This is a genomic window from Janthinobacterium sp. GW458P, assembly GCF_002127585.1.
Taxonomy (GTDB): Bacteria; Pseudomonadota; Gammaproteobacteria; order Burkholderiales; family Burkholderiaceae_D; genus Janthinobacterium.
Genome location: NZ_NEGZ01000056.1, coordinates 1 through 17,659, shown reverse-complemented (window position 1 = coordinate 17,659; position 17,659 = coordinate 1). Strand labels below are relative to the sequence as shown.

At 63.4% G+C, this 17,659-nt stretch carries 17 protein-coding genes, 4 tRNA genes and 1 pseudogene; 16 read left to right on the top strand and 6 right to left on the bottom strand.

The features are described 5' to 3' along the window. Window positions 1-145 precede the first annotated feature (145 nt). Window positions 146-760: a flavin reductase family protein gene (locus tag CBW50_RS23495; RefSeq protein ID WP_216356401.1), complete on the top strand. Its 615-nt coding sequence runs from the start codon at window positions 146-148 to the stop codon at window positions 758-760. A gap of 11 nt (window positions 761-771) precedes the next feature. Here CBW50_RS23495 and CBW50_RS23490 read toward each other — a convergent pair whose 3' ends face one another. After that, entirely contained in the window at window positions 772-1,614 is an 843-nt protein-coding gene (locus CBW50_RS23490; RefSeq protein ID WP_226935837.1) for a helix-turn-helix domain-containing protein, read from the bottom strand. A 56-nt stretch (window positions 1,615-1,670) separates the two neighbouring features. On the opposite strand from CBW50_RS23490, the gene CBW50_RS23485 reads away from it, so the two are divergent. Further along, window positions 1,671-2,168: a DUF3224 domain-containing protein gene (locus tag CBW50_RS23485; protein WP_226935840.1), complete on the top strand. Its 498-nt coding sequence runs from the start codon at window positions 1,671-1,673 to the stop codon at window positions 2,166-2,168. 35 nt (window positions 2,169-2,203) lie between these two features. Here the strand turns inward: CBW50_RS23485 and uvrB are convergent, their stop codons facing one another. Then, window positions 2,204-4,291 carry an excinuclease ABC subunit UvrB gene (gene uvrB, locus CBW50_RS23480; protein ID WP_086147755.1) on the bottom strand — a complete coding sequence of 696 codons (2,088 nt, stop codon included), beginning with the start codon at window positions 4,289-4,291 and terminating at the stop codon, window positions 2,204-2,206. A gap of 114 nt (window positions 4,292-4,405) precedes the next feature. On the opposite strand from uvrB, the gene CBW50_RS23475 reads away from it, so the two are divergent. From CBW50_RS23475 to CBW50_RS23450, 6 genes are all read left to right on the top strand, one after another. Beyond that, window positions 4,406-5,620: an amino acid aminotransferase gene (locus tag CBW50_RS23475; RefSeq protein WP_172404865.1), complete on the top strand. Its 1,215-nt coding sequence runs from the start codon at window positions 4,406-4,408 to the stop codon at window positions 5,618-5,620. A 131-nt stretch (window positions 5,621-5,751) separates the two neighbouring features. Further along, window positions 5,752-5,827, top strand: a tRNA-Asn gene (locus tag CBW50_RS23470). 136 nt (window positions 5,828-5,963) lie between these two features. Next, window positions 5,964-6,039 (top strand) — tRNA-Asn (locus tag CBW50_RS23465). A gap of 123 nt (window positions 6,040-6,162) precedes the next feature. Beyond that, complete coding sequence (locus CBW50_RS23460) at window positions 6,163-6,489, top strand: Dabb family protein (protein ID WP_086147754.1); 327 nt, start codon at window positions 6,163-6,165, stop codon at window positions 6,487-6,489. 91 nt (window positions 6,490-6,580) lie between these two features. Then, window positions 6,581-6,656, top strand: a tRNA-Asn gene (locus CBW50_RS23455). Window positions 6,657-6,852: 196 nt separating this feature from the next. Then, window positions 6,853-7,566: an alpha/beta fold hydrolase gene (locus tag CBW50_RS23450; protein WP_086147753.1), complete on the top strand. Its 714-nt coding sequence runs from the start codon at window positions 6,853-6,855 to the stop codon at window positions 7,564-7,566. A 93-nt stretch (window positions 7,567-7,659) separates the two neighbouring features. Here the strand turns inward: CBW50_RS23450 and CBW50_RS23445 are convergent, their stop codons facing one another. Beyond that, window positions 7,660-8,832, bottom strand: a complete 1,173-nt coding sequence (locus CBW50_RS23445; RefSeq protein ID WP_253251981.1) for an alpha/beta hydrolase — start codon at window positions 8,830-8,832, stop codon at window positions 7,660-7,662. A 160-nt stretch (window positions 8,833-8,992) separates the two neighbouring features. On the opposite strand from CBW50_RS23445, the gene CBW50_RS23440 reads away from it, so the two are divergent. The 5 genes from CBW50_RS23440 to CBW50_RS23420 all read left to right on the top strand — a co-directional run bounded on the left by CBW50_RS23440 (window position 8,993) and on the right by CBW50_RS23420 (window position 14,689). Next, entirely contained in the window at window positions 8,993-9,649 is a 657-nt protein-coding gene (locus CBW50_RS23440) for a sugar dehydrogenase complex small subunit (RefSeq protein ID WP_086147751.1), read from the top strand. Continuing rightward, window positions 9,646-11,304, top strand: a complete 1,659-nt coding sequence (locus CBW50_RS23435; protein WP_086147750.1) for a GMC family oxidoreductase — start codon at window positions 9,646-9,648, stop codon at window positions 11,302-11,304. The genes CBW50_RS23440 and CBW50_RS23435 overlap by 4 nt, the downstream gene beginning before the upstream one ends. After that, entirely contained in the window at window positions 11,301-12,788 is a 1,488-nt protein-coding gene (locus tag CBW50_RS23430; protein ID WP_319017170.1) for a c-type cytochrome, read from the top strand. Before CBW50_RS23435 ends, CBW50_RS23430 begins: the two co-directional genes overlap by 4 nt. Window positions 12,789-12,903: 115 nt before the next feature. Further along, window positions 12,904-13,320 carry a GtrA family protein gene (locus CBW50_RS23425; protein ID WP_086147749.1) on the top strand — a complete coding sequence of 139 codons (417 nt, stop codon included), beginning with the start codon at window positions 12,904-12,906 and terminating at the stop codon, window positions 13,318-13,320. A gap of 70 nt (window positions 13,321-13,390) precedes the next feature. Next, complete coding sequence (locus CBW50_RS23420) at window positions 13,391-14,689, top strand: NCS2 family permease (RefSeq protein WP_086147748.1); 1,299 nt, start codon at window positions 13,391-13,393, stop codon at window positions 14,687-14,689. On the opposite strand, the gene CBW50_RS23415 is transcribed toward CBW50_RS23420, so the two are convergent. After that, on the bottom strand, window positions 14,674-14,871 hold the full coding sequence (locus CBW50_RS23415) for a hypothetical protein (protein WP_086147747.1): 198 nt from the start codon (window positions 14,869-14,871) through the stop codon (window positions 14,674-14,676). The two genes, CBW50_RS23420 and CBW50_RS23415, sit on opposite strands and share 16 nt — an antisense overlap. Window positions 14,872-15,255: 384 nt before the next feature. Between CBW50_RS23415 and CBW50_RS23410 the strand changes: the two genes are divergently transcribed. Next, a tRNA-Asn gene (locus CBW50_RS23410) sits at window positions 15,256-15,331 on the top strand. Window positions 15,332-15,492: 161 nt separating this feature from the next. Here CBW50_RS23410 and CBW50_RS23405 read toward each other — a convergent pair. Continuing rightward, window positions 15,493-15,879 carry a hypothetical protein gene (locus tag CBW50_RS23405; RefSeq protein WP_226935842.1) on the bottom strand — a complete coding sequence of 129 codons (387 nt, stop codon included), beginning with the start codon at window positions 15,877-15,879 and terminating at the stop codon, window positions 15,493-15,495. Between the two features lie 336 nt (window positions 15,880-16,215). Between CBW50_RS23405 and CBW50_RS23400 the strand changes: the two genes are divergently transcribed. Further along, a complete protein-coding gene (locus tag CBW50_RS23400; RefSeq protein ID WP_086147746.1) occupies window positions 16,216-17,007 on the top strand; it encodes an alpha/beta hydrolase in 792 nt (263 codons plus the stop codon). Then, window positions 17,004-17,381, top strand: a complete 378-nt coding sequence (locus CBW50_RS23395) for a VOC family protein (RefSeq protein ID WP_086147745.1) — start codon at window positions 17,004-17,006, stop codon at window positions 17,379-17,381. The genes CBW50_RS23400 and CBW50_RS23395 overlap by 4 nt, the downstream gene beginning before the upstream one ends. Before the next feature lie 16 nt (window positions 17,382-17,397). Here CBW50_RS23395 and CBW50_RS29510 read toward each other — a convergent pair. Further along, window positions 17,398-17,659 (bottom strand): annotated as a pseudogene (locus CBW50_RS29510) (hypothetical protein); the annotation flags it as partial.

Here is a 17,659-nt window from a genome sequence, read left to right as displayed (position 1 = left end):
CGTGCTGCAGCGCGCCATACAATTGTCGCGCTGCGCACCTGGCGCCGGGTGGCTGGCAACGTTGTGGCGGCAGTTCCAGTAAGCTGTCGTTCCCGGCGCCCCATCCCCGGCGCCCCTCACTTCAGGAATCAGCGTGGCCGATCACATGCATTTTTATGAACCTGCGCAGGGCCACGGCTTGCCGCACGATCCCTTCAACGCGATTGTCGGGCCGCGTCCGATCGGCTGGATCGCCTCGCGCAGCGGCGAGGGCGTGCTCAATCTGGCGCCCTACAGTTTTTTCAACGCTTTCAATTACACGCCGCCGCTGATCGGTTTTTCCAGCATCGGCCGCAAGGATACCCTGCGCAATATCGAGCAGACGGGCGAATTCGTGTGGAACCTGGCGACCCGTCCGCTGGCCGAGGCGATGAACGCCAGCTGCGCGCCGGCCCCGCCCGAGATCGACGAATTCGCGCTGGCCGGCCTGACGCCGGCCGCCTCGCGCATCGTCAAGGTGCCGCGCGTGGCCGAAAGCCCCGTCTCCTTCGAATGCCGGCGCACGCAGATCATCGAGCTCGAAGGCGTCAATGGCGACAGTGTCGGCAGCTGGCTGGTGCTGGGCGAAGTGGTGGGCGTGCATATTGCGCGCCATCTGTTGACCGATGGCGTGTACGACACGGCTGCCGCCGCGCCGATATTGCGCGGCGGCGGTCCGGCCGATTATTTCGAAATCGGACCCGACAGCCTGTTCCGCATGCGCCGGCCCGCCTGGCCATAGTACGCGACGGGCTAGGCGGCGGTCGCCAGTTGCGAGCGGCGATAGTCGAGCGGCGTAGTACCCACCAGTTCCGTAAAACTGCGGCTGAAATGGGCCTGGTCAAAAAAGCCCAGTGCATGCGCCAGGCTGACCAGGTCGGGCGCGTCGGGCTGCGCCAGGCGCCAGATCGCCTCCTGCAGGCGGTAGCGCTGGATCACCCATTTTGGCGGCACGCCCACGTAGTTGGCGAACAGGCGCTGCAGCCGGCGTTCGCCGATGGCCATGTTCTCGCACAGCTGCGCCACGCTGGCCGGGCCGTCGTGTGCCGCGGCGGCGGCAGTCAGCCTGGCGGCCAGCAGGGCGGCGTCATCGATCTGCGGCCGCCTTGCCAGCAGCAGTGCCTGCGCCTGCGCCACCATGGCCGCATCGTCGGCTTGCCGCAGCACCCGTGCCTCGGCTTGCGCGACCGGCATGTCCAGCAGGGCATCGGCGGCAATGGTCGTGTCGGTGAACGATGACAGGGGCTGGCTGATGAACGGGCGCAGGCCGCCCGGCGCGAAGCGCACGCCCAGCACCTTGCCCGCGCCGGTCAAGGGCCGGTCGAAGGCGCCGCGCACCACGCCATGGATGGCCGTGCGGCCAAGGTCGAACACCAGGTGGGCGTTCGGGTAGGGCAGCACGCGCTGCGTCTCCGGCGCGCAGCCCCGCCTGTCCCATTCGACGACCCAGAAATAGTCGATGAACGGCGCCAGCGCGGCGGCCGGCGGGTAGGTCGCCAGGCGTATGCGGCGCGCCGCCGCCTGCGGGTCGACGATGCCTTTCGGCGCCAGCCCGCGCGCGGCAAGCAGATTGACCGTGCTGTCGGCTTTATCCAATATTTGTCTCCTGTGCGGCCTTAAGCTGGTCCTCTCGCATCAATGGAAGGGGAATCATGAAATCACGCAGCCTGGCGGGCCTGATGCTGGCCGCATGTTGTCTATCGGTGGCGCCAGCCGGCGCCGCTTCATCTGCAGAGGGGGATCATCGCATGCACGCGCACGCTACGGGAAGTTTCAGCATTACCATGACGCCGTCCGCGGCGCCGCAGCGCGCGGGGCGCACGACCTTGGGCAAGGTGTTGCTCGACAAGGCCTATGCCGGCGACCTGGTCGCCACGGCCAGGGGCGAGATGCTCAGCGCCGTCACCGACACCAAGGGCGCCGCCGGCTATGTCGCCATGGAAGCGATCACGGGCGTGCTGCAGGGCAGGCAAGGCAGTTTCGTCGCGCAGCATGCGGGCACCATGGCCGATGGCAAGCAGCAGCTGACCATCGTGATCGTACCGCATTCCGGCACGGGCCAATTGACGGGCATCAACGGCACGCTGGTCATCCGCATTGAAAACGGCCGGCATTTCTACGATATCGACTATTCGCTGCCGGCGCCGTAGGCGGGCCACAGCCCGGCCCAGGCCAGGCCAGCCGTCTATTTGCCCAGGATCGACGCCACATTGTCGGTGCCCGGTGCGCCGAACAGCTGCTGCTTGAGGATGTGCAGCTGGTCGCGCACCTGCGCCGCCTTTTCGAACTCGAGGTTCTTGGCGTGGTCGACCATCAGTTTTTCCAGGCGCTTGATTTCCTTGCTGACCTGTTTCTCGCTCATGGCTTCGAATTTCGCCGCTTCCTGCGCCACTTGCAGGGTTTCGCGCGCTTCCTGCGGGCTGTAGACGCCGTCGATCATTTCGCGGATCGACTTTTTCACGCCGATCGGGATGATGTTGTTGGCCGTATTGAAGGCGATCTGCTTGGCGCGGCGGCGTTCCGTCTCGTCGATGGCGCGGCGCATGGAGTCCGTGATGCGGTCGCCGTACAGGATCGCCGTGCCGTTCAGGTTGCGCGCGGCGCGGCCGATGGTCTGGATCAGGCTGCGCTCGGAGCGCAAGAAGCCTTCCTTGTCCGCGTCGAGGATGGCGACCAGCGACACTTCCGGCAAGTCCAGGCCCTCGCGCAGCAGGTTGATCCCCACCAGCACGTCGAAGGTGCCCAGGCGCAGGTCGCGCAGGATTTCCACGCGCTCCACCGTCTCGATATCGCTGTGCAGGTAGCGCACCTTGATGCCATGGTCGCCCAGGTATTCCGTCAATTGCTCCGACATGCGCTTGGTCAACGTCGTCACCAGCACGCGCTCGTCCTTCTTGATGCGCTCGACGATTTCCGACATCAGGTCGTCCACCTGCGTGCTGGCGGGGCGCACGATGATTTGCGGGTCGACCAGGCCGGTCGGGCGCACGACCTGCTCGACCACCTGGTCGGAATGGCTTTTTTCGTATTCGGCCGGCGTGGCCGAGACGAACACGGTCTGGCGCATCTTCTGCTCGAATTCCTCGAATTTCAAGGGCCGGTTGTCGAGCGCGGACGGCAGGCGGAAGCCGTAGTCGACCAGGTTGGTCTTGCGCGAGCGGTCGCCGTTGTACATGGCGCTCAGCTGGCCCGTCAGCACGTGCGACTCGTCGAGGAACATCAGCGCGTCAGCCGGCAGATAGTCGACCAGGGTCGGCGGCGGTTCGCCAGGCAGCGCGCCGCTCAAGTGGCGCGAATAGTTCTCGATGCCCTTGGTGAAACCGATTTCCGCCATCATTTCCAGGTCGAAGCGCGTGCGCTGCTCCAGCCGCTGCTCTTCGATCAGTTTATTCTCCTTGCGGAAGAACTCGAGGCGCTCGCGCAGCTCGTCCTTGATGGTTTCCACGGCGCGCAGCACGGTGGAGCGGGGCGTGACGTAGTGCGAGCCCGGATACACGGTGAAACGCGGGATCTTTTGCCGCACGCGGCCCGTCAGCGGGTCGAACAGCTGGATCGATTCGATCTCGTCGTCGAACATTTCCAGGCGCACGGCCAGTTCCGCATGCTCGGCGGGGAAGATGTCGATGGTGTCGCCGCGCACGCGGAAGGTGCCGCGGCCGAAATCGACCTCGTTGCGCGTGTACTGCATCTGGATCAGGCGCGCGATGACGTCGCGCTGGGCGACCCTGTCCTTGACGCGCAAGGTCAGGATCATCTGGTGGTACTCGTTCGGATTGCCGATGCCGTAGATGGCCGAGACGGTGGCGACGATGATGACGTCGCGCCGCTCCATCAGCGACTTGGTGCACGACAGCCGCATCTGTTCGATATGTTCGTTGATCGACGAATCCTTTTCGATGAACAGGTCGCGCTGCGGCACGTAGGCTTCCGGCTGGTAGTAATCGTAGTAGCTGACGAAGTATTCGACGGCGTTCTGCGGGAAAAAGTCGCGGAACTCGCTGTACAGCTGCGCCGCCAGCGTCTTGTTCGGCGCGAAGACGATGGCCGGCCGGCCCATGCGCGCGATGACGTTGGCCATGGTGTAGGTCTTGCCCGAACCGGTCACGCCCAGCAGGGTCTGGAAGGCCAGTCCGTCGGCGATGCCCTCGGACAGCTGGGCGATTGCCGTGGGCTGATCGCCGGCCGGAGGGAAGGGCTGGTGCAGCTTGAAGGGGGAATCCGGGAAAGAGATAATTGCGCTTTCCGCCTCGCTGGCGGTAGATAATTCGGGCATGTGAATCAGACCTTTGTTAGAATAGTGCTCTGCTGGCGGCCCTGGCGTTGTATTCGGGGCGCTGTTGTCTACAACTCCGCTGTGAACCTGCTTCCAATCGAATCCAATCTTATCATGACGAACCCAACTGTTTCTGCCAGTCTGTTTAGCGCCATCGAGATGGCCCCACGCGACCCGATCCTGGGCATCACCGAAGCATTTAACGCGGACCAGAATCCCGCCAAAATCAATCTGGGCGTTGGCGTCTATTATGACGACAACGGCAAGGTGCCTCTGTTAGCTTGCGTACGCAAGGCGGAAGCCATCCTGATCGAACAGGCCGCCCCACGCACCTATCTGCCGATCGAAGGCCTGGCTGCCTATGACAAGGCGGTGCAGGAACTCGTATTTGGCGCCGACAGCGCCGTTATTCAAGAGCGCCGCGCCGTCACCGTGCAAGCCATCGGCGGCACGGGCGCACTGAAGATTGGTGCCGACTTCCTGCAGCGCTTCGCGCCGGGCGCCCAGGTCTACATCAGCGACCCGAGCTGGGAAAACCACCGCGCGCTGTTCGAGAACGCCGGTTTCGTTGTGAATAACTACACGTACTACGATGCCGCCACCCATGGCGTGAACTTCGACGGCATGCTGGCCAGCCTGAACGCCATGCCGGCCGGCTCCATCGTCGTGCTGCACGCCTGCTGCCACAACCCGACCGGCGCTGACCTGAGCGTCGCCCAGTGGGACCAGATCATCGCTGTCGTCACGTCGCGCGGCCTGGTGCCGTTCCTGGACATGGCCTACCAGGGCTTCGCCAACGGCATCGCCGAAGACGGCGCCGTGGTGCGCCGCTTTGCCGACGCGGGCGGCCCGCTGCTGGTGTCGAACTCGTTCTCGAAATCGTTCTCGCTGTACGGCGAGCGCGTGGGCGCCCTGAGCGTCGTCGCCTCGAGCGCCGATGAAGCGGCCCGCCTGCTGTCGCAGCTGAAGCGCGTCGTGCGCACCAACTACTCGAACCCGCCTACGCATGGCGGCAAGGTGGTCGCTACCGTCCTGGCCACGCCGGAACTGCGCCAGCTGTGGGAAGAGGAGCTGGCCGGCATGCGCGTGCGCATCCGCGAAATGCGCAATGCCTTCGTGGAAAAGCTGAAAGCCAAGGCGCCAGGCCACGACTTCGAATTCGTGCGCCAGCAAATCGGCATGTTCTCGTACTCGGGCCTCACCAAGGAGCAGGTGGCATCGTTGCGCGAGCAATCGATCTACGCCGTCGACACGGGCCGTATCTGCGTGGCAGCATTGAATTCGCGCAACATCGACATCGTTATTGACGCGATCGCCAAAGTACTTTAATATCTTGCTTCTTCGGCGCTGCATGCAAGTGCGGCGCTGATGGCAGTGGAAAGTCGGCGATGGCCGTGTTTGTCGGGACGCAGTATCCGTCTTGCAAATATGGAACAAGCGACATATAATATTGCCTCTTTTCCCTGATAGCTCAGTTGGTAGAGCGACGGACTGTTAATCCGCAGGTCCCTGGTTCGAGTCCAGGTCGGGGAGCCAGAATTCGAAAGGCCATGTTGAAAAACATGGCCTTTTTTGTTTTTTGCGCCGCCGGTAGGCCGCGCGATGCCGGGATAAGATTTCTCTATGGAAATCTAGACAGCGCCAGGTTTGGCCTATATAATACGGCCTCTTTTCCCTGATAGCTCAGTTGGTAGAGCGACGGACTGTTAATCCGCAGGTCCCTGGTTCGAGTCCAGGTCGGGGAGCCAGAATTCGGAAGGCCATGTTGAAAAACATGGCCTTTTTTGTTTTCCGGCCCCTTCCACGGGGCCGGCCGGTGCGTGATCGCGTTTTGCGCTATCCTGAAGGCATCACTTCAGGAGCATCTTCCCATGACTTGTACCTCCGCCTTGCGCCATATCGTCCTATGCGACTTTCTCGATGGCATCACTTCCGCCAAGCATGCCGAGCTTGTCTATGAATTTTCCCAGCTGAAACACCACATTCCCGGCATCCTGCAATTCGAGTGGGGGCCGAACGTCAGCCCGGAAGGCCTCGACGATGGTTTTACCGATTGCTTCAGCCTCACCTTTGCCGGGGCCGGCGCGCGCGACGTGTACCTGACCCATCCGGCTCACCTGGACTTTGTCGAACTGCTCAAGCCATGGCTGGGACGGGTGCTGGTCGTTGACTACAGCCCGCAAGACCATCCCGGTTGATCGGCGAGCGCGGCGAGCGCGGGGAAAAATGCATTTTCTCCCAGGGAAGTCTGGACATCTGAAAGTTTGCCCTATAAAATGCGGCCTCTTTTCCCTGATAGCTCAGTTGGTAGAGCGACGGACTGTTAATCCGCAGGTCCCTGGTTCGAGTCCAGGTCGGGGAGCCAGAACATGCAGCAGCAGAAAGCCCAGCCCTCATCCGCTTGGGCTTTTTGCATTTCAGGGGCCGTTCGTTGCGGCATGGCGCGCCGTGGTCACCGATTCTTGATCCACCGCACAGAGCGCCAGGCATCCGGCGCTAAGCTGGAGGAAGCAGGGCCTCAGCGGCACTGTCATCGCCCTCAACTTCCTGGAGCAGCTGAAATGGATGAGCTTGCAAGTGCTGCGCCGCCAACGATCGTGCTGGTGCATGGTGGTTTTGTCGATGGATCGGGCTGGGAGGGCGTCTACAGGGCGCTGCACAAGCAGGGATGCCGCGTGTCCATCGTGCAAAATCCAACGCTATCGCTGGCGGACGACGTGGCCGCGACCCGGCGGGTCATTGCTGCCGCGCCGGGGCCGGTGATCCTGGCGGGGCATTCCTACGGCGGCGCCGTGGTCACGGAAGCGGGGAATGATCCCCAGGTCAAGAGCCTCGTCTACATTGCGGCATTTGTGCCGGATCAAGGCGAATCCGTCGATACCTTGATCAAACATGCCCCGCCAGGTGCGCCGGTGCCGCCGATCTTGCCGCCACGCGATGGTTTTTTATTGCTCGATCAGCAAAAATTTGCGGCGGCCTTTGCCGCCGATATCCCCGCGGAGAAGGCGCGCTTCATGGCGGCGTCGCAAGTGCCGTGGGGCATGGCTGCATTGACCGGCGTGGTCACGGCGCCGGCATGGAAGAGCAAGCCCTGCAGCTACCTGGTGGCCACCGAGGACAGGATGATTTCACCCGTGGCGCAACGGGGCATGGCCAAACGTGCGGGCGCCAGGGTGGTTGAAGTTGCTGCCAGCCATGCCGTCTACCTCTCCCGGGCGGATGCGGTGGCGTCACTGATCAGGAAAGCCGTTGAGGCTTTGCCGGCGGCTGCATAGGCAAGAAATGCCCGGGGCGGCCGATCGGCGCCCCGCACTGCGCCGGTGGCGTGGCGGGCGCCGGGGCCGTCCGCTTATCGTCGACGGCCCATATCAGGACTGATCGGCCGCATCGAGCACCTGGATGATGGCACGTTGAAATTTCTCGGCTTCATCCTGATGGATTTGATGTCCGGACTGTTCAAACAGAAACAAGCCTTTCCTTGGCGCCTGCAACGTCTCAAAATACGCTTGCGTGATCCTGGTCGAGGTCTGGATATCGTTCTTGCCAACGAAGAAATAGATGGGGCAGTCAACGCTCTTCAAGGTCTTGGGCAAGTCAATGTTCATGACCTCGTTCCACACGGGCGACCAGGTCTTCGACCATTGCAAAAATCCCGTCTTGAAACCCGCACTCGTTGCAAATTCCTTGCCATCCTTGTAAAAAAGCCACTTCCTCAAATAAAACATGCTTTCGTCACTGGCAAACGGGAAACTGACGCTGTCCAGCTCCTGGCTGGCGAGGGCATGGTCCTTGAAGTGCACTTTCAAGGCCTGCAGCAATTCCTTCTCGCTCTCCAGCTGGCTTACGACAGGGTTGGACGCGAAATAGGCATGTAGCAATTCCGGATGATGCTTGACGATATAAAAGCCCAGCACGTTGCCCCAGGAGCTGCCCAGCAGGTATATCTTGTCCTGCTTTAATTCCTTTCGCAGAAATTGTATGACCTGATACGTATCCTGTTCCATCTGCGCGACGGACGGCTGGGTGGGGGATGGATTGAGTTTCAGGGTTTTTCCCGCGTCCCGCTGGTCCCATTGCACCAGCGTGTATCTGTCTTTCAGGATGCTGGTAAAGGAATCCGCCCCCTTGATCATGGAGCTGCCCGGGCCGCCCGATAAAAACAGGAGCACGGGTTTGCTGGCGTCGTCGGTTTTGATTTCTATGACCTGTTTTATGCCGCCGATTTCAGGCGTCAGTGTGGTACTGGCGTAGGCGGGGAGGCTTGGGGGTGGTGTTTCCTGCGTGTTGTGCGCCTGGCATGCAGAAAATGGGGTCAGGGCGGTCAATAGCACTAAAAACGTCATTTTTTTTATCATGGTCTTGTCATCAGTTTCAGGTTGATTGCATCGGCGCATCACGCGCCGCATGGGGACAGCTGATAGGTGCACGCCAGGCTTGCTGCGGCCGTTTGCGCATGGGCCATGCTGCCAATTTTTAGGCAAGCTTGCAATCTTTTTAAGAGGAATCAGCGTGCAGCCTGCGCCGGCGGGCCTGGATGGCACGGCCGCGCCTGCTTATCGGCTTCCTTGCTGCGAGGGTAGTAATACTACATTGGCAAACAATTTATTTATGTAGGATAATGACGGCACGGATTGCATTTGTTCAAATGTGATTTAACGCAATCATCGTAGTCAACAAAATAACAAGTCTTGCGGGAGTCTCATGAAACATCCAGGCAGCGCCCCCTCTGAAGCATTCCCCTCCATTCCCCGCATCAGCCGCCGCCACGCCCTGGTCGGCCTGGCCGCCCTGCTGGCGCAGGCCGGTTTCTGGAGCAATCCGCTGTCGGCCGCCATGCAGCCTCCGGCCAGCGCGCCCGCTGCGGGCCCGGCGCCCGGCAGCATGCTGTTCTACACCCTGTCGCAAACCATCACGGGCCACCGCGATTTGTCCGCCGGCACGGCGGCGCGCATCGAACACGCCATGCGCAGCAACGTGCCCGGCTTTGCCGAGCGCCTGCCGCGGCTGGGCGCACTGCTCGTCACCGGGCAGGAGGCGAAGACCCTGCTGGCGGCCGCCACCGCCGCCGATGCGGGCTTGCGCGAGCTGGCGCTGGCCATCGTTGCCGCTTGGTACACGGGCACCGTGGCCGGCCATCCCGAGCAGGGCACCAAGTCCATCGTCGTCGCCTATGCGGAAGCCTTGATGTACCGCACGGTGGCCGACGGCCAGGTCGTGCCCACGTACTGCAATTACGGCCCCCTGTGGTGGCTGAAGGCGCCGCCGGCCGTGCGCGTCTCCGCACCCGTGGCGCCCAAACCCGTACCGGCCCCGGCCACCACCGGCACTCCCGAACCGAAAGGCAAGCAAGCAAAATGAAATCACCGCAATTCAAGAGCAATGGCGACGTCGTCGCCGATGTCGTCATCGTCGGCACGGGCGTGGTCGGCGCGATGATGGCCGACCAGCTGGCCGCGCAAGGCCATTCCGTGATCATGCTGGAAGCGGGCCTGCGCATCGAGCGGGGGCAAGCCGTGGAAAACTGGCGCAACATGCCGTTCGAGAACCGTGTCGGCTCCGACTTCCAGGGCCTGTATCCGCAGGCGGACAATGCGCCCGCGCCCCTGTACTTTCCAAAGAACAACTATGTGGAATTGTCGGGCCCCAGCGGCAGCAGTTTCCAGCAGGGCTATCTGCGCACGGTGGGCGGCACGACCTGGCACTGGGCTGCGTCGTGCTGGCGCCATTTGCCGTCCGACATGCGCATGAAGAGCGATTACGGCGTCGGACGCGACTGGGCCATTTCCTATGAGGAACTGGAACCCTATTATTGCCGCGCCGAGCAGGAAATGGGCGTCGCCGGCCCCAATGATCCCGCCTTGCAGTCGCCCAGCGAGCGCAGCGCCCCGTACCCGATGGACATGGTGCCCTGGGGCTATGGCGACAAGCGTTTCGCCGAAGTGGTCAACCCGCACGGCTACCGCTCCGTGCCGATCCCGCAGGGGCGCTCGACGCGCCCGTGGCAGGGCCGTCCCACTTGCTGCGGCAATAACAATTGCCAGCCGATCTGCCCCATCGGCGCCATGTACAACGGCATCCACCATGTGGAGCGGGCCGAGCTGAAGGGCGCTGGCGTGCTGGCCGAGGCCGTCGTCTACCGCATCGACACGGACCAGCACAACCGCGTGACCGCCGTGCACTGGTATGACGCCAAGAAACAGTCCCACATGGCGACCGGCAAGGCCTTCGTGATTGCCTGCAACGGCATCGAAACGCCGCGCTTGCTGTTGCTGGCGGCCAACCAGAACAATCCGAACGGCATCGCCAACAGTTCGGACCAGGTGGGCCGCAACATGATGGACCACTCGGGTTTCCACTGTACCTTCCTCGCCAATGAACCGATCTGGACGGGCCGCGGCCCCGCGCAGAGCAGCTGCCTGGTGGGTCCGCGTGACGGCGCCTTCCGCGCGCAGTATTCGGCCAACAAGATGATCCTGAACAATATCACCAGGGTCGGACCTGCCACCCAGCAATCCCTGAAGCTGGGCCTGGTGGGCAAGGATCTCGACGACGAGATCCGCCGCCGCGCCGCGTTCGGCGTGGACCTGTCGATCAGCCTGGAGCCGCTGCCCGAGGCGCACAACCGCTTGACCTTGAGCAAGACGCGCAAGGATCCGCTGGGGCTGGCCTGTCCCGACATCTACTATGACGTGGGCGACTACGTGCGCGAAGGCGCGAAGGCCGCGCATGCGCAACTGGAACACATCGGCAAGCTGTTCGGCGCCGTGGAATTCCATATCACCGACAGCCTGAATGCGAACAACCACATCATGGGCGGCGTGATCATGGGCAGCAACCGTCTTGACTCCGTCGTCGACGGCAATTGCCGCGCCCACGACCACGCCAACCTGTGGCTGCCGGGCGGCGGCGCCATGCCGTCGGCCAGCGTCGTCAACACCACCCTCAGCATGGCCGCGCTGGGCCTGCGCGCGGCCGACGACATCGCCCGCACCCTGGCAAGGGAGGCCGCATGATGCGCCGTTTCTTGCTGGGCCTGACCCTGGCGGCCGGCTTGCCGCTGGCCGCGCGTGCTTTACCACCTGTGCCGCCGGCGCCGCCCGTCACCCTGACGCCGGACCGTCCGGCCGCGCCCGTGGCCGCCAGCCCCGACGCACGGCTGGAGCGGGGCCGCTACCTGGCCATCGCCGCCGACTGCATGGCTTGCCATACGGCAGCCGGCGGCAAGCCGTATGCGGGCGGCTACGCCATCGATTCGCCGCTGGGCACGATTTATGCCACGAATATCACGCCATCGAAAAAAGGCGGCATCGGGCACTACACGGAAGCCGACTTTGCCCGCGCGCTGCGCGCAGGCGTGCGCGCCGACGGCAGCCACCTGTATCCAGCCATGCCCTACACCAGCTATGCGCAGCTGACGGATGCGGATGTGGGCGACCTGTATTATTACTTCATGCAGGCCGTCCGGCCCGTCGACGAGCCAGCGCGCCAGACGGCCCTGCCATTCCCGTTCAATGTGCGCCTGTCCATGCTGGGCTGGAACACCTTGTTCCTCGACAATAAACGCTTCGTGCCCGATCCGGCGAAGAGCGCGCAGATCAACCGCGGCGCCTACCTGGCCGAAGGCCTGGCGCACTGCAGCGCCTGCCACACGCCGCGCAACGCGCTGATGGCGGAAATCGGCAGCCAGACCCTGGCGGGCGCCGCGCTTGGCTCCTGGCATGCACCGAACATCACGTCCGACAAGGTCAGCGGCATTGGCGCGTGGACGGATGCGGAGCTGACGGCTTACCTGAAGACGGGCCACGTGGAAGGCAAGGGGCAGGCGGCGGGCGGCATGGCCGAAGCCATCCAGAACAGCCTGCAGTTCTTGCGCGACGACGACGTGGCCGCCATCGTGGCGTGGCTGCGCACGGTGCCGCCCGTGCGCACGGCGGGGCAGAGCAAGGCCGCCTACAGCCACGGCAGCGCCGCCAGCGAGGAAGTTGCGCTGCGCGGCATGGCCGGCGCCACCGAGCATCATTCCTTGAATAGCGGCGCCGTGCTGTTTTCCGCTTATTGCGCCAGCTGCCACTCGGCCAGCGGCGCCGGCAGCACGGGGCAAAGTTATCCGGCCCTGTTCAACAACACGGCGACGGGCGGCGCCACGCCGGCCAACCTGGTATCGGCCATCCTGTTTGGCGTCGAGCGCAAGATCGAAGGGGAGGAGCATGAAGCGTTCATGCCCCGTTTCGACCAGCGTTCCTACGTGCAGCCCTTGACGGACGAGCAGGTCGCCTCGATCGCCAATTATGTATTGAAACAGTATGGCAACCCGGACGTGTCGGTGACGCCCGCCTACGTGGCGCAGGCGCGCAACGGCGGCGAGAAACCCGTGCTGGCGCGGGCGCAACCGTTCATGCTGCCGGGCGGCATCGCCGGCATCCTGCTGCTGACCGCCCTGTTCGTGTGGCTGCGGCGCCGGCGCCGGCATCGCGCTGTCGCGGCAAATCGGGCGTAAATCTGAACCTTGGGCGCAACTTGCAGTAAAATGCAGGCTGAAAAATGGTTACGAGCAATCGTAGCCATTTTTTATTCTTGCCTGGCCCCGGCTGCCGCCCACTTGAAAATCGACTATGTCTGAACCGACCACCTCGCACGCCCTGCATCACCAATTCTTGCGTTTCGCCGCCGTCGGCGCTTCCGGCACGGCCGTCCAGTATGCCGTGCTGTGGTGCGGCGTGGAATTGGCCGGCGTCAGCGCCGCCGCCGCTTCCGGCCTGGGCTACATCATGGGTTCGGTCGTCAATTACATCCTCAATTACTTTTTCACGTTTAAAAGCGACAAGGGACACGGCGAGGCGGCCGCCAAATACTTCACCCTGCTGGGCATCGGCTGGTGCATCAATACGGGGCTGATGTGGCTGCTGGTACACCAGCTGGGCTGGTACTACTGGCTGGCGCAGGTGCTGGCGACGGGCATCGGCCTGCTGTGGAATTTTGCAGGCAGCCGCTGGTGGGCCTTCAAGCCGGCCGGCGCCGCGGGAAAGTAGTCATACGGTCATAAAAGAGAGGCGCTGGCTACACGCGGGCGCCCGGTTCTACCAATACAAGGGGTTAATCATGCAGTTCCTGGAACGCTATTTCAAACTGAAGGACAACGGGACCAATGTGCGCACGGAGCTGCTGGCCGGCCTGACCACGTTCCTGACGATGGCCTACATCATCTTCGTCAACCCGACCATCCTCGGCGATGCCGGCATGCCGAAAGACTCCGTCTTTGTTGCCACCTGCCTGGCGGCCGCCATCGGCACCCTGATCATGGGCCTGTATGCGAACTATCCGATCGCGCTGGCGCCGGGCATGGGCCTGAATGCGTATTTCTCGTATGCGGTGGTGAAGGGCATGGGCATGAGCTGGGAAGTGGCGCTGGGCGCCGTTTTCATTTCCGGCTGCCTGTTCATCCTGGTGAGCCTGTTCAAGATACGCGAGATGATCATCAACAGCATCCCGCCAGCGCTGCGCACGGCGATTACGGTCGGCATCGGCCTGTTTCTGGCCATCATTTCGCTCAAGAGCGCGGGCGTGGTGGTGTCGAATCCCGCCACCATCATCGCGCTGGGCGACTTGCACAAGGCGGCGCCCATCCTGGCCATCCTCGGCTTTTTCATCATCGTCGCGCTGGACCGCCTGAAAGTGCCGGGCGCCATCCTCATCGGCATTCTGGTCATCACCGTTGCCAGTTTCTTCTTCGGCGGCAACGAGTTCAACGGCATCGTCTCGGCGCCGCCCGCCATCGAGCCGACCCTGTTCAAGCTCGACATCATGGGCGCATTGTCGATCGGCATCGTCAACGTGGTGCTGGTATTTTTCCTGGTGGAATTGTTCGATGCGACAGGCACCCTGATGGGCGTGGCCAACCGCGCCGGTTTGTTGAAAGACGGCAAGATGGAACGCATGAACAAGGCCTTGCTGGCGGACAGCACGGCGATCGCGGCGGGCGCCTGCCTGGGCACCTCGAGCACCACGGCCTTCGTGGAAAGCGCGGCCGGCGTGCAGGCCGGCGGCCGCACGGGCTTGACGGCCGTCGCCGTGGCGCTGCTGTTCCTGGGCAGCCTGTTCTTCGCCCCGCTGGCGCACACGGTGCCGCCGTACGCGACGGCGCCCGCGCTGCTGTACGTGGCATGCCTGATGCTGCGCGAATTGACTTTCATCGACTGGGATGACAGCACGGAAAGCATTCCCGCCGCCATCACGGCGCTGATGATGCCATTTACGTATTCGGTCGCCAGCGGCGTGGCCTTCGGCTTCATCACCTACGCCGTATTGAAACTGTTGACGGGCAAGGGCAAGCAAGTATCGGTGGTGGCCTACATCATCGCCGCCATCTTCCTGTTCAAGTTCATCTACCTGGGCGAATAGCCGGTTTGCCGGCAAGCATGTGACAAGGCCGCCCGCGCACCTGCAGGGGCGGCCTTTTCTTTTGGCACGGCTTGCCTCGGCAGCGTGGCCAGCACGTCTTTCCAGGCCTTGCCGGCCCTGCCGTCGAAGCGCAAGGCCGCTTCCACGTGCGCCAGGTGCTCGCCCATCAGGCGCGCTGCCACGGGACTTTGCCGCCGCGGCTGCGCCGGATGCGCTCATGTCAGGAAAGAGCCGCCGCCCAGGGGCAAGCACGAGTTGTGCGGGCACATGCCGATGGCGCTGGCCGGGGGCGTCGCTGCCGGCATGCCGTTCAGCGCCTCCGATGCGGCGACGGCCGGCCTGTTCTATTCGTGCTGCGTGCTGCGTCGCGGCGCGCAGACGCACGCAGCCGCTGCCCGCAGGCTGGCGCCCTTTGCCGCAAGCGGTCCGTCCGGTGCACGCGCGCCAGACGGCTGCGCCATCGTCCATGCGCTAATACCCCGTCGAGCCAGGCCGCCCTGTTTTGGGCCGCCGCGCAGATTGCAACTGGACAGGTAAAATTTTGACGTATATAATTCGGCCTCCTTTCCCTGATAGCTCAGTTGGTAGAGCGACGGACTGTTAATCCGCAGGTCCCTGGTTCGAGTCCAGGTCGGGGAGCCAGAACAAGTAGTAGCAAAGGGCCACGTGGCAACACGTGGCCCTTTTGTTTTGCGCGCGCGCAAAATCTCCGTGCTACACCTTGCCATGCCACATACCGCCGGCACGACGCCGTCCCTTACGCCTGAGGGTATCCGGCGGCAGCGGCGTGCCGTTTCCCTGGATCAGGGATCGACGAACACGTCGAAACGGATATTCAGCGGGCTGCCCCAGGAAATTTCTACCCAGGCCAGGAAGCCGCCGTTGTACGGAGCGATGTTGTACACCGCCATGCGGGCAGCGCCGATGAAACGGTGCTGCGCATCCGTGCTGAATTCGCTGATGTTCAGGAACACGCGCGAATTGGCATTCACGTTGCCGTTGACGAAATTCACCGCGTGGAAAACGCCGTTGGCGCGCCACGTGTAATACGTGGTGAAGGCGTTGCCGCTCAGGTTCAGATCCTTGGCGGCCGTGCCTTTTGCCGTTTTGCTTTCCTGCTGGACGGGCAAGTCGGTGATTTCTTGTTCGGCCAGATTGCTGCCGGTCCGGTCTTCAACTTTCATTTCCATGATGTACTCCTGATCGATAGTTTGGACACCGCAGCTGACGTCGTGCGGCAAGACGCCCTATCTGTTGCCGTGACGGCCAGTGTCACGTCCTGGCTGATAAGGTAGCCGTCTGCTCCGAGGGGGGAGAAGCCAATTCTAGGCCTGTGTCGTGGCGAAAAGGGCCGCCAGGACGGGGAAAAACGGAGGGCATTTGCGCTGACGCAAACAGCGTGCGGACAGTGCCCCGGGTATTTGCCAGGTGGCTATTTTTTCGTGTACGGCGAGCATGCTGTTGCGGACGATGGCACAATAGGCCGGCCTGTCCTGCCGATGCAAAAACCGTTGCGAGCCTAGCCTATGCCGATACTGAACCTGAGCGCCGAAGACGATATTTATTACGAGCAGATCGAGGGCGATCCCGCCAGGCCCTGGCTGGTGTTCCTGCACGAGGGCCTCGGCTGCTGCGCCATGTGGAAGGATTTCCCCGAGCAACTGTGCCAGGCCACGGGCTGCCGCGGCCTCGTGTATGACCGTCTCGGCTACGGGCAGTCCTCGCCGCTGTCGGCGCGCCGGCACATCCACTACCTGCACGACTATGCGCTGCGCGAGTTGCAGCAAGTGCTTGCTTCGCTGATTCCCGGGCAGGATTATTTTCTCATCGGCCACTCCGATGGCGGCAGCATCGCCCTGATCCATGCGGCGCAGCAGCCGCCCCGCCTGCGCGGCATCATCACCGAGGCGGCGCACGTGTTCGTCGAAGGCGTGACCCTCGATGGCATCCGCACGGCGGACGCGGCGTTTGGCGCGGGCAAGCTGCGCGCGCTGGCGAAGTACCACGGAGAAAAAACAGAGTCCATCTTCAAGGCCTGGTCCGACACCTGGCTCAGCTACGGTTTCCAGTTCTGGAATATCGAATACCTGCTGCCTTCCGTCGAATGCCCGGTGCTGGTGGTGCAGGGCACGGAAGACCAGTATGGCAGCGCGGCCCAGGTCGACACCATCGTGGCGCAGGCGCTCAACGCCATGCCGGCCATGGTCGAGCAGTGCGGGCACACGCCGCACCAGGAACAGCCGCAGGCGCTGCTGGCGCTGATGGAAGGCTTCCTGCACGGACGCATGGACACGCCGCACCACGCGAGGACGCCATGATTTCCCGCCTGGACCACCTGGTGCTGACCACGCGCGACAAGGCGGCCTGCATCGATTTCTATACGCGCGTGCTGGGCATGCAGCTGGAAACCTTTGGCGCCGGGCGCCAGGCCTTCAAGTTCGGCGCGCAGAAAATCAACCTGCATGAATACGGCAAGGAATTCCTGCCCAAGGCGGCGCTGCCCACGCCCGGTTCGCTGGACCTGTGCTTCATCGCCGCCGTGCCGCTCGATGCCTTCATCGCCCACCTGGCCCGCGCCGGCGTGGCCATCGAGGAGGGACCGGTGGCCCGCACGGGCGCCAACTGGCCCATCCGCTCCGTCTACCTGCGCGACCCGGACGGCAACCTGGTCGAGGTGGCCGAGCGCGCCTGAGTTGCATCAACCCCCGTCAATGGCAGGCGGGATCGCTGTCCCAGCGGCCCGAGCAGATGCGCGCGCGGCACAGCATGCCCTCTATCATGCCCAGCTGCTTGCAGCGCTGCAGCAAGTCGCTCGTCTCCTCGTCGTCCTTGCGCACGACGACGTCGCGCAGGGGCTTTGCTGCGCCTTCCTGGCGGTGCGCATGCGCCACCAGCGCCGTCAGCAAGGCGACGTCGCTGTCGCCCGGCGCGCGCGCCGCCGGCCTGGACGCGGGCGCGCGCGCGGCCGCC

What these genes read in the sequence shown, in the direction of transcription:
- CBW50_RS23485 (WP_226935840.1), top strand. Translation starts at nt 1,671, where the DNA reads ATGAAATCACGCAGCCTGGCGGGCCTGATGCTGGCCGCATGTTGTCTA.
- CBW50_RS23400 (WP_086147746.1), top strand. Translation starts at nt 16,216, where the DNA reads ATGCCGATACTGAACCTGAGCGCCGAAGACGATATTTATTACGAGCAG.
- CBW50_RS23460 (WP_086147754.1), top strand. Translation starts at nt 6,163, where the DNA reads ATGACTTGTACCTCCGCCTTGCGCCATATCGTCCTATGCGACTTTCTC.
- CBW50_RS23440 (WP_086147751.1), top strand. Translation starts at nt 8,993, where the DNA reads ATGAAACATCCAGGCAGCGCCCCCTCTGAAGCATTCCCCTCCATTCCC.
- CBW50_RS23420 (WP_086147748.1), top strand. Translation starts at nt 13,391, where the DNA reads ATGCAGTTCCTGGAACGCTATTTCAAACTGAAGGACAACGGGACCAAT.
- uvrB (WP_086147755.1), bottom strand. Translation starts at nt 4,291, where the DNA reads ATGCCCGAATTATCTACCGCCAGCGAGGCGGAAAGCGCAATTATCTCT.
- CBW50_RS23495 (WP_216356401.1), top strand. Translation starts at nt 146, where the DNA reads ATGCATTTTTATGAACCTGCGCAGGGCCACGGCTTGCCGCACGATCCC.
- CBW50_RS23395 (WP_086147745.1), top strand. Translation starts at nt 17,004, where the DNA reads ATGATTTCCCGCCTGGACCACCTGGTGCTGACCACGCGCGACAAGGCG.
- CBW50_RS23405 (WP_226935842.1), bottom strand. Translation starts at nt 15,879, where the DNA reads ATGGAAATGAAAGTTGAAGACCGGACCGGCAGCAATCTGGCCGAACAA.
- CBW50_RS23435 (WP_086147750.1), top strand. Translation starts at nt 9,646, where the DNA reads ATGAAATCACCGCAATTCAAGAGCAATGGCGACGTCGTCGCCGATGTC.
- CBW50_RS23425 (WP_086147749.1), top strand. Translation starts at nt 12,904, where the DNA reads ATGTCTGAACCGACCACCTCGCACGCCCTGCATCACCAATTCTTGCGT.
- CBW50_RS23430 (WP_319017170.1), top strand. Translation starts at nt 11,301, where the DNA reads ATGATGCGCCGTTTCTTGCTGGGCCTGACCCTGGCGGCCGGCTTGCCG.
- CBW50_RS23450 (WP_086147753.1), top strand. Translation starts at nt 6,853, where the DNA reads ATGGATGAGCTTGCAAGTGCTGCGCCGCCAACGATCGTGCTGGTGCAT.
- CBW50_RS23475 (WP_172404865.1), top strand. Translation starts at nt 4,406, where the DNA reads ATGACGAACCCAACTGTTTCTGCCAGTCTGTTTAGCGCCATCGAGATG.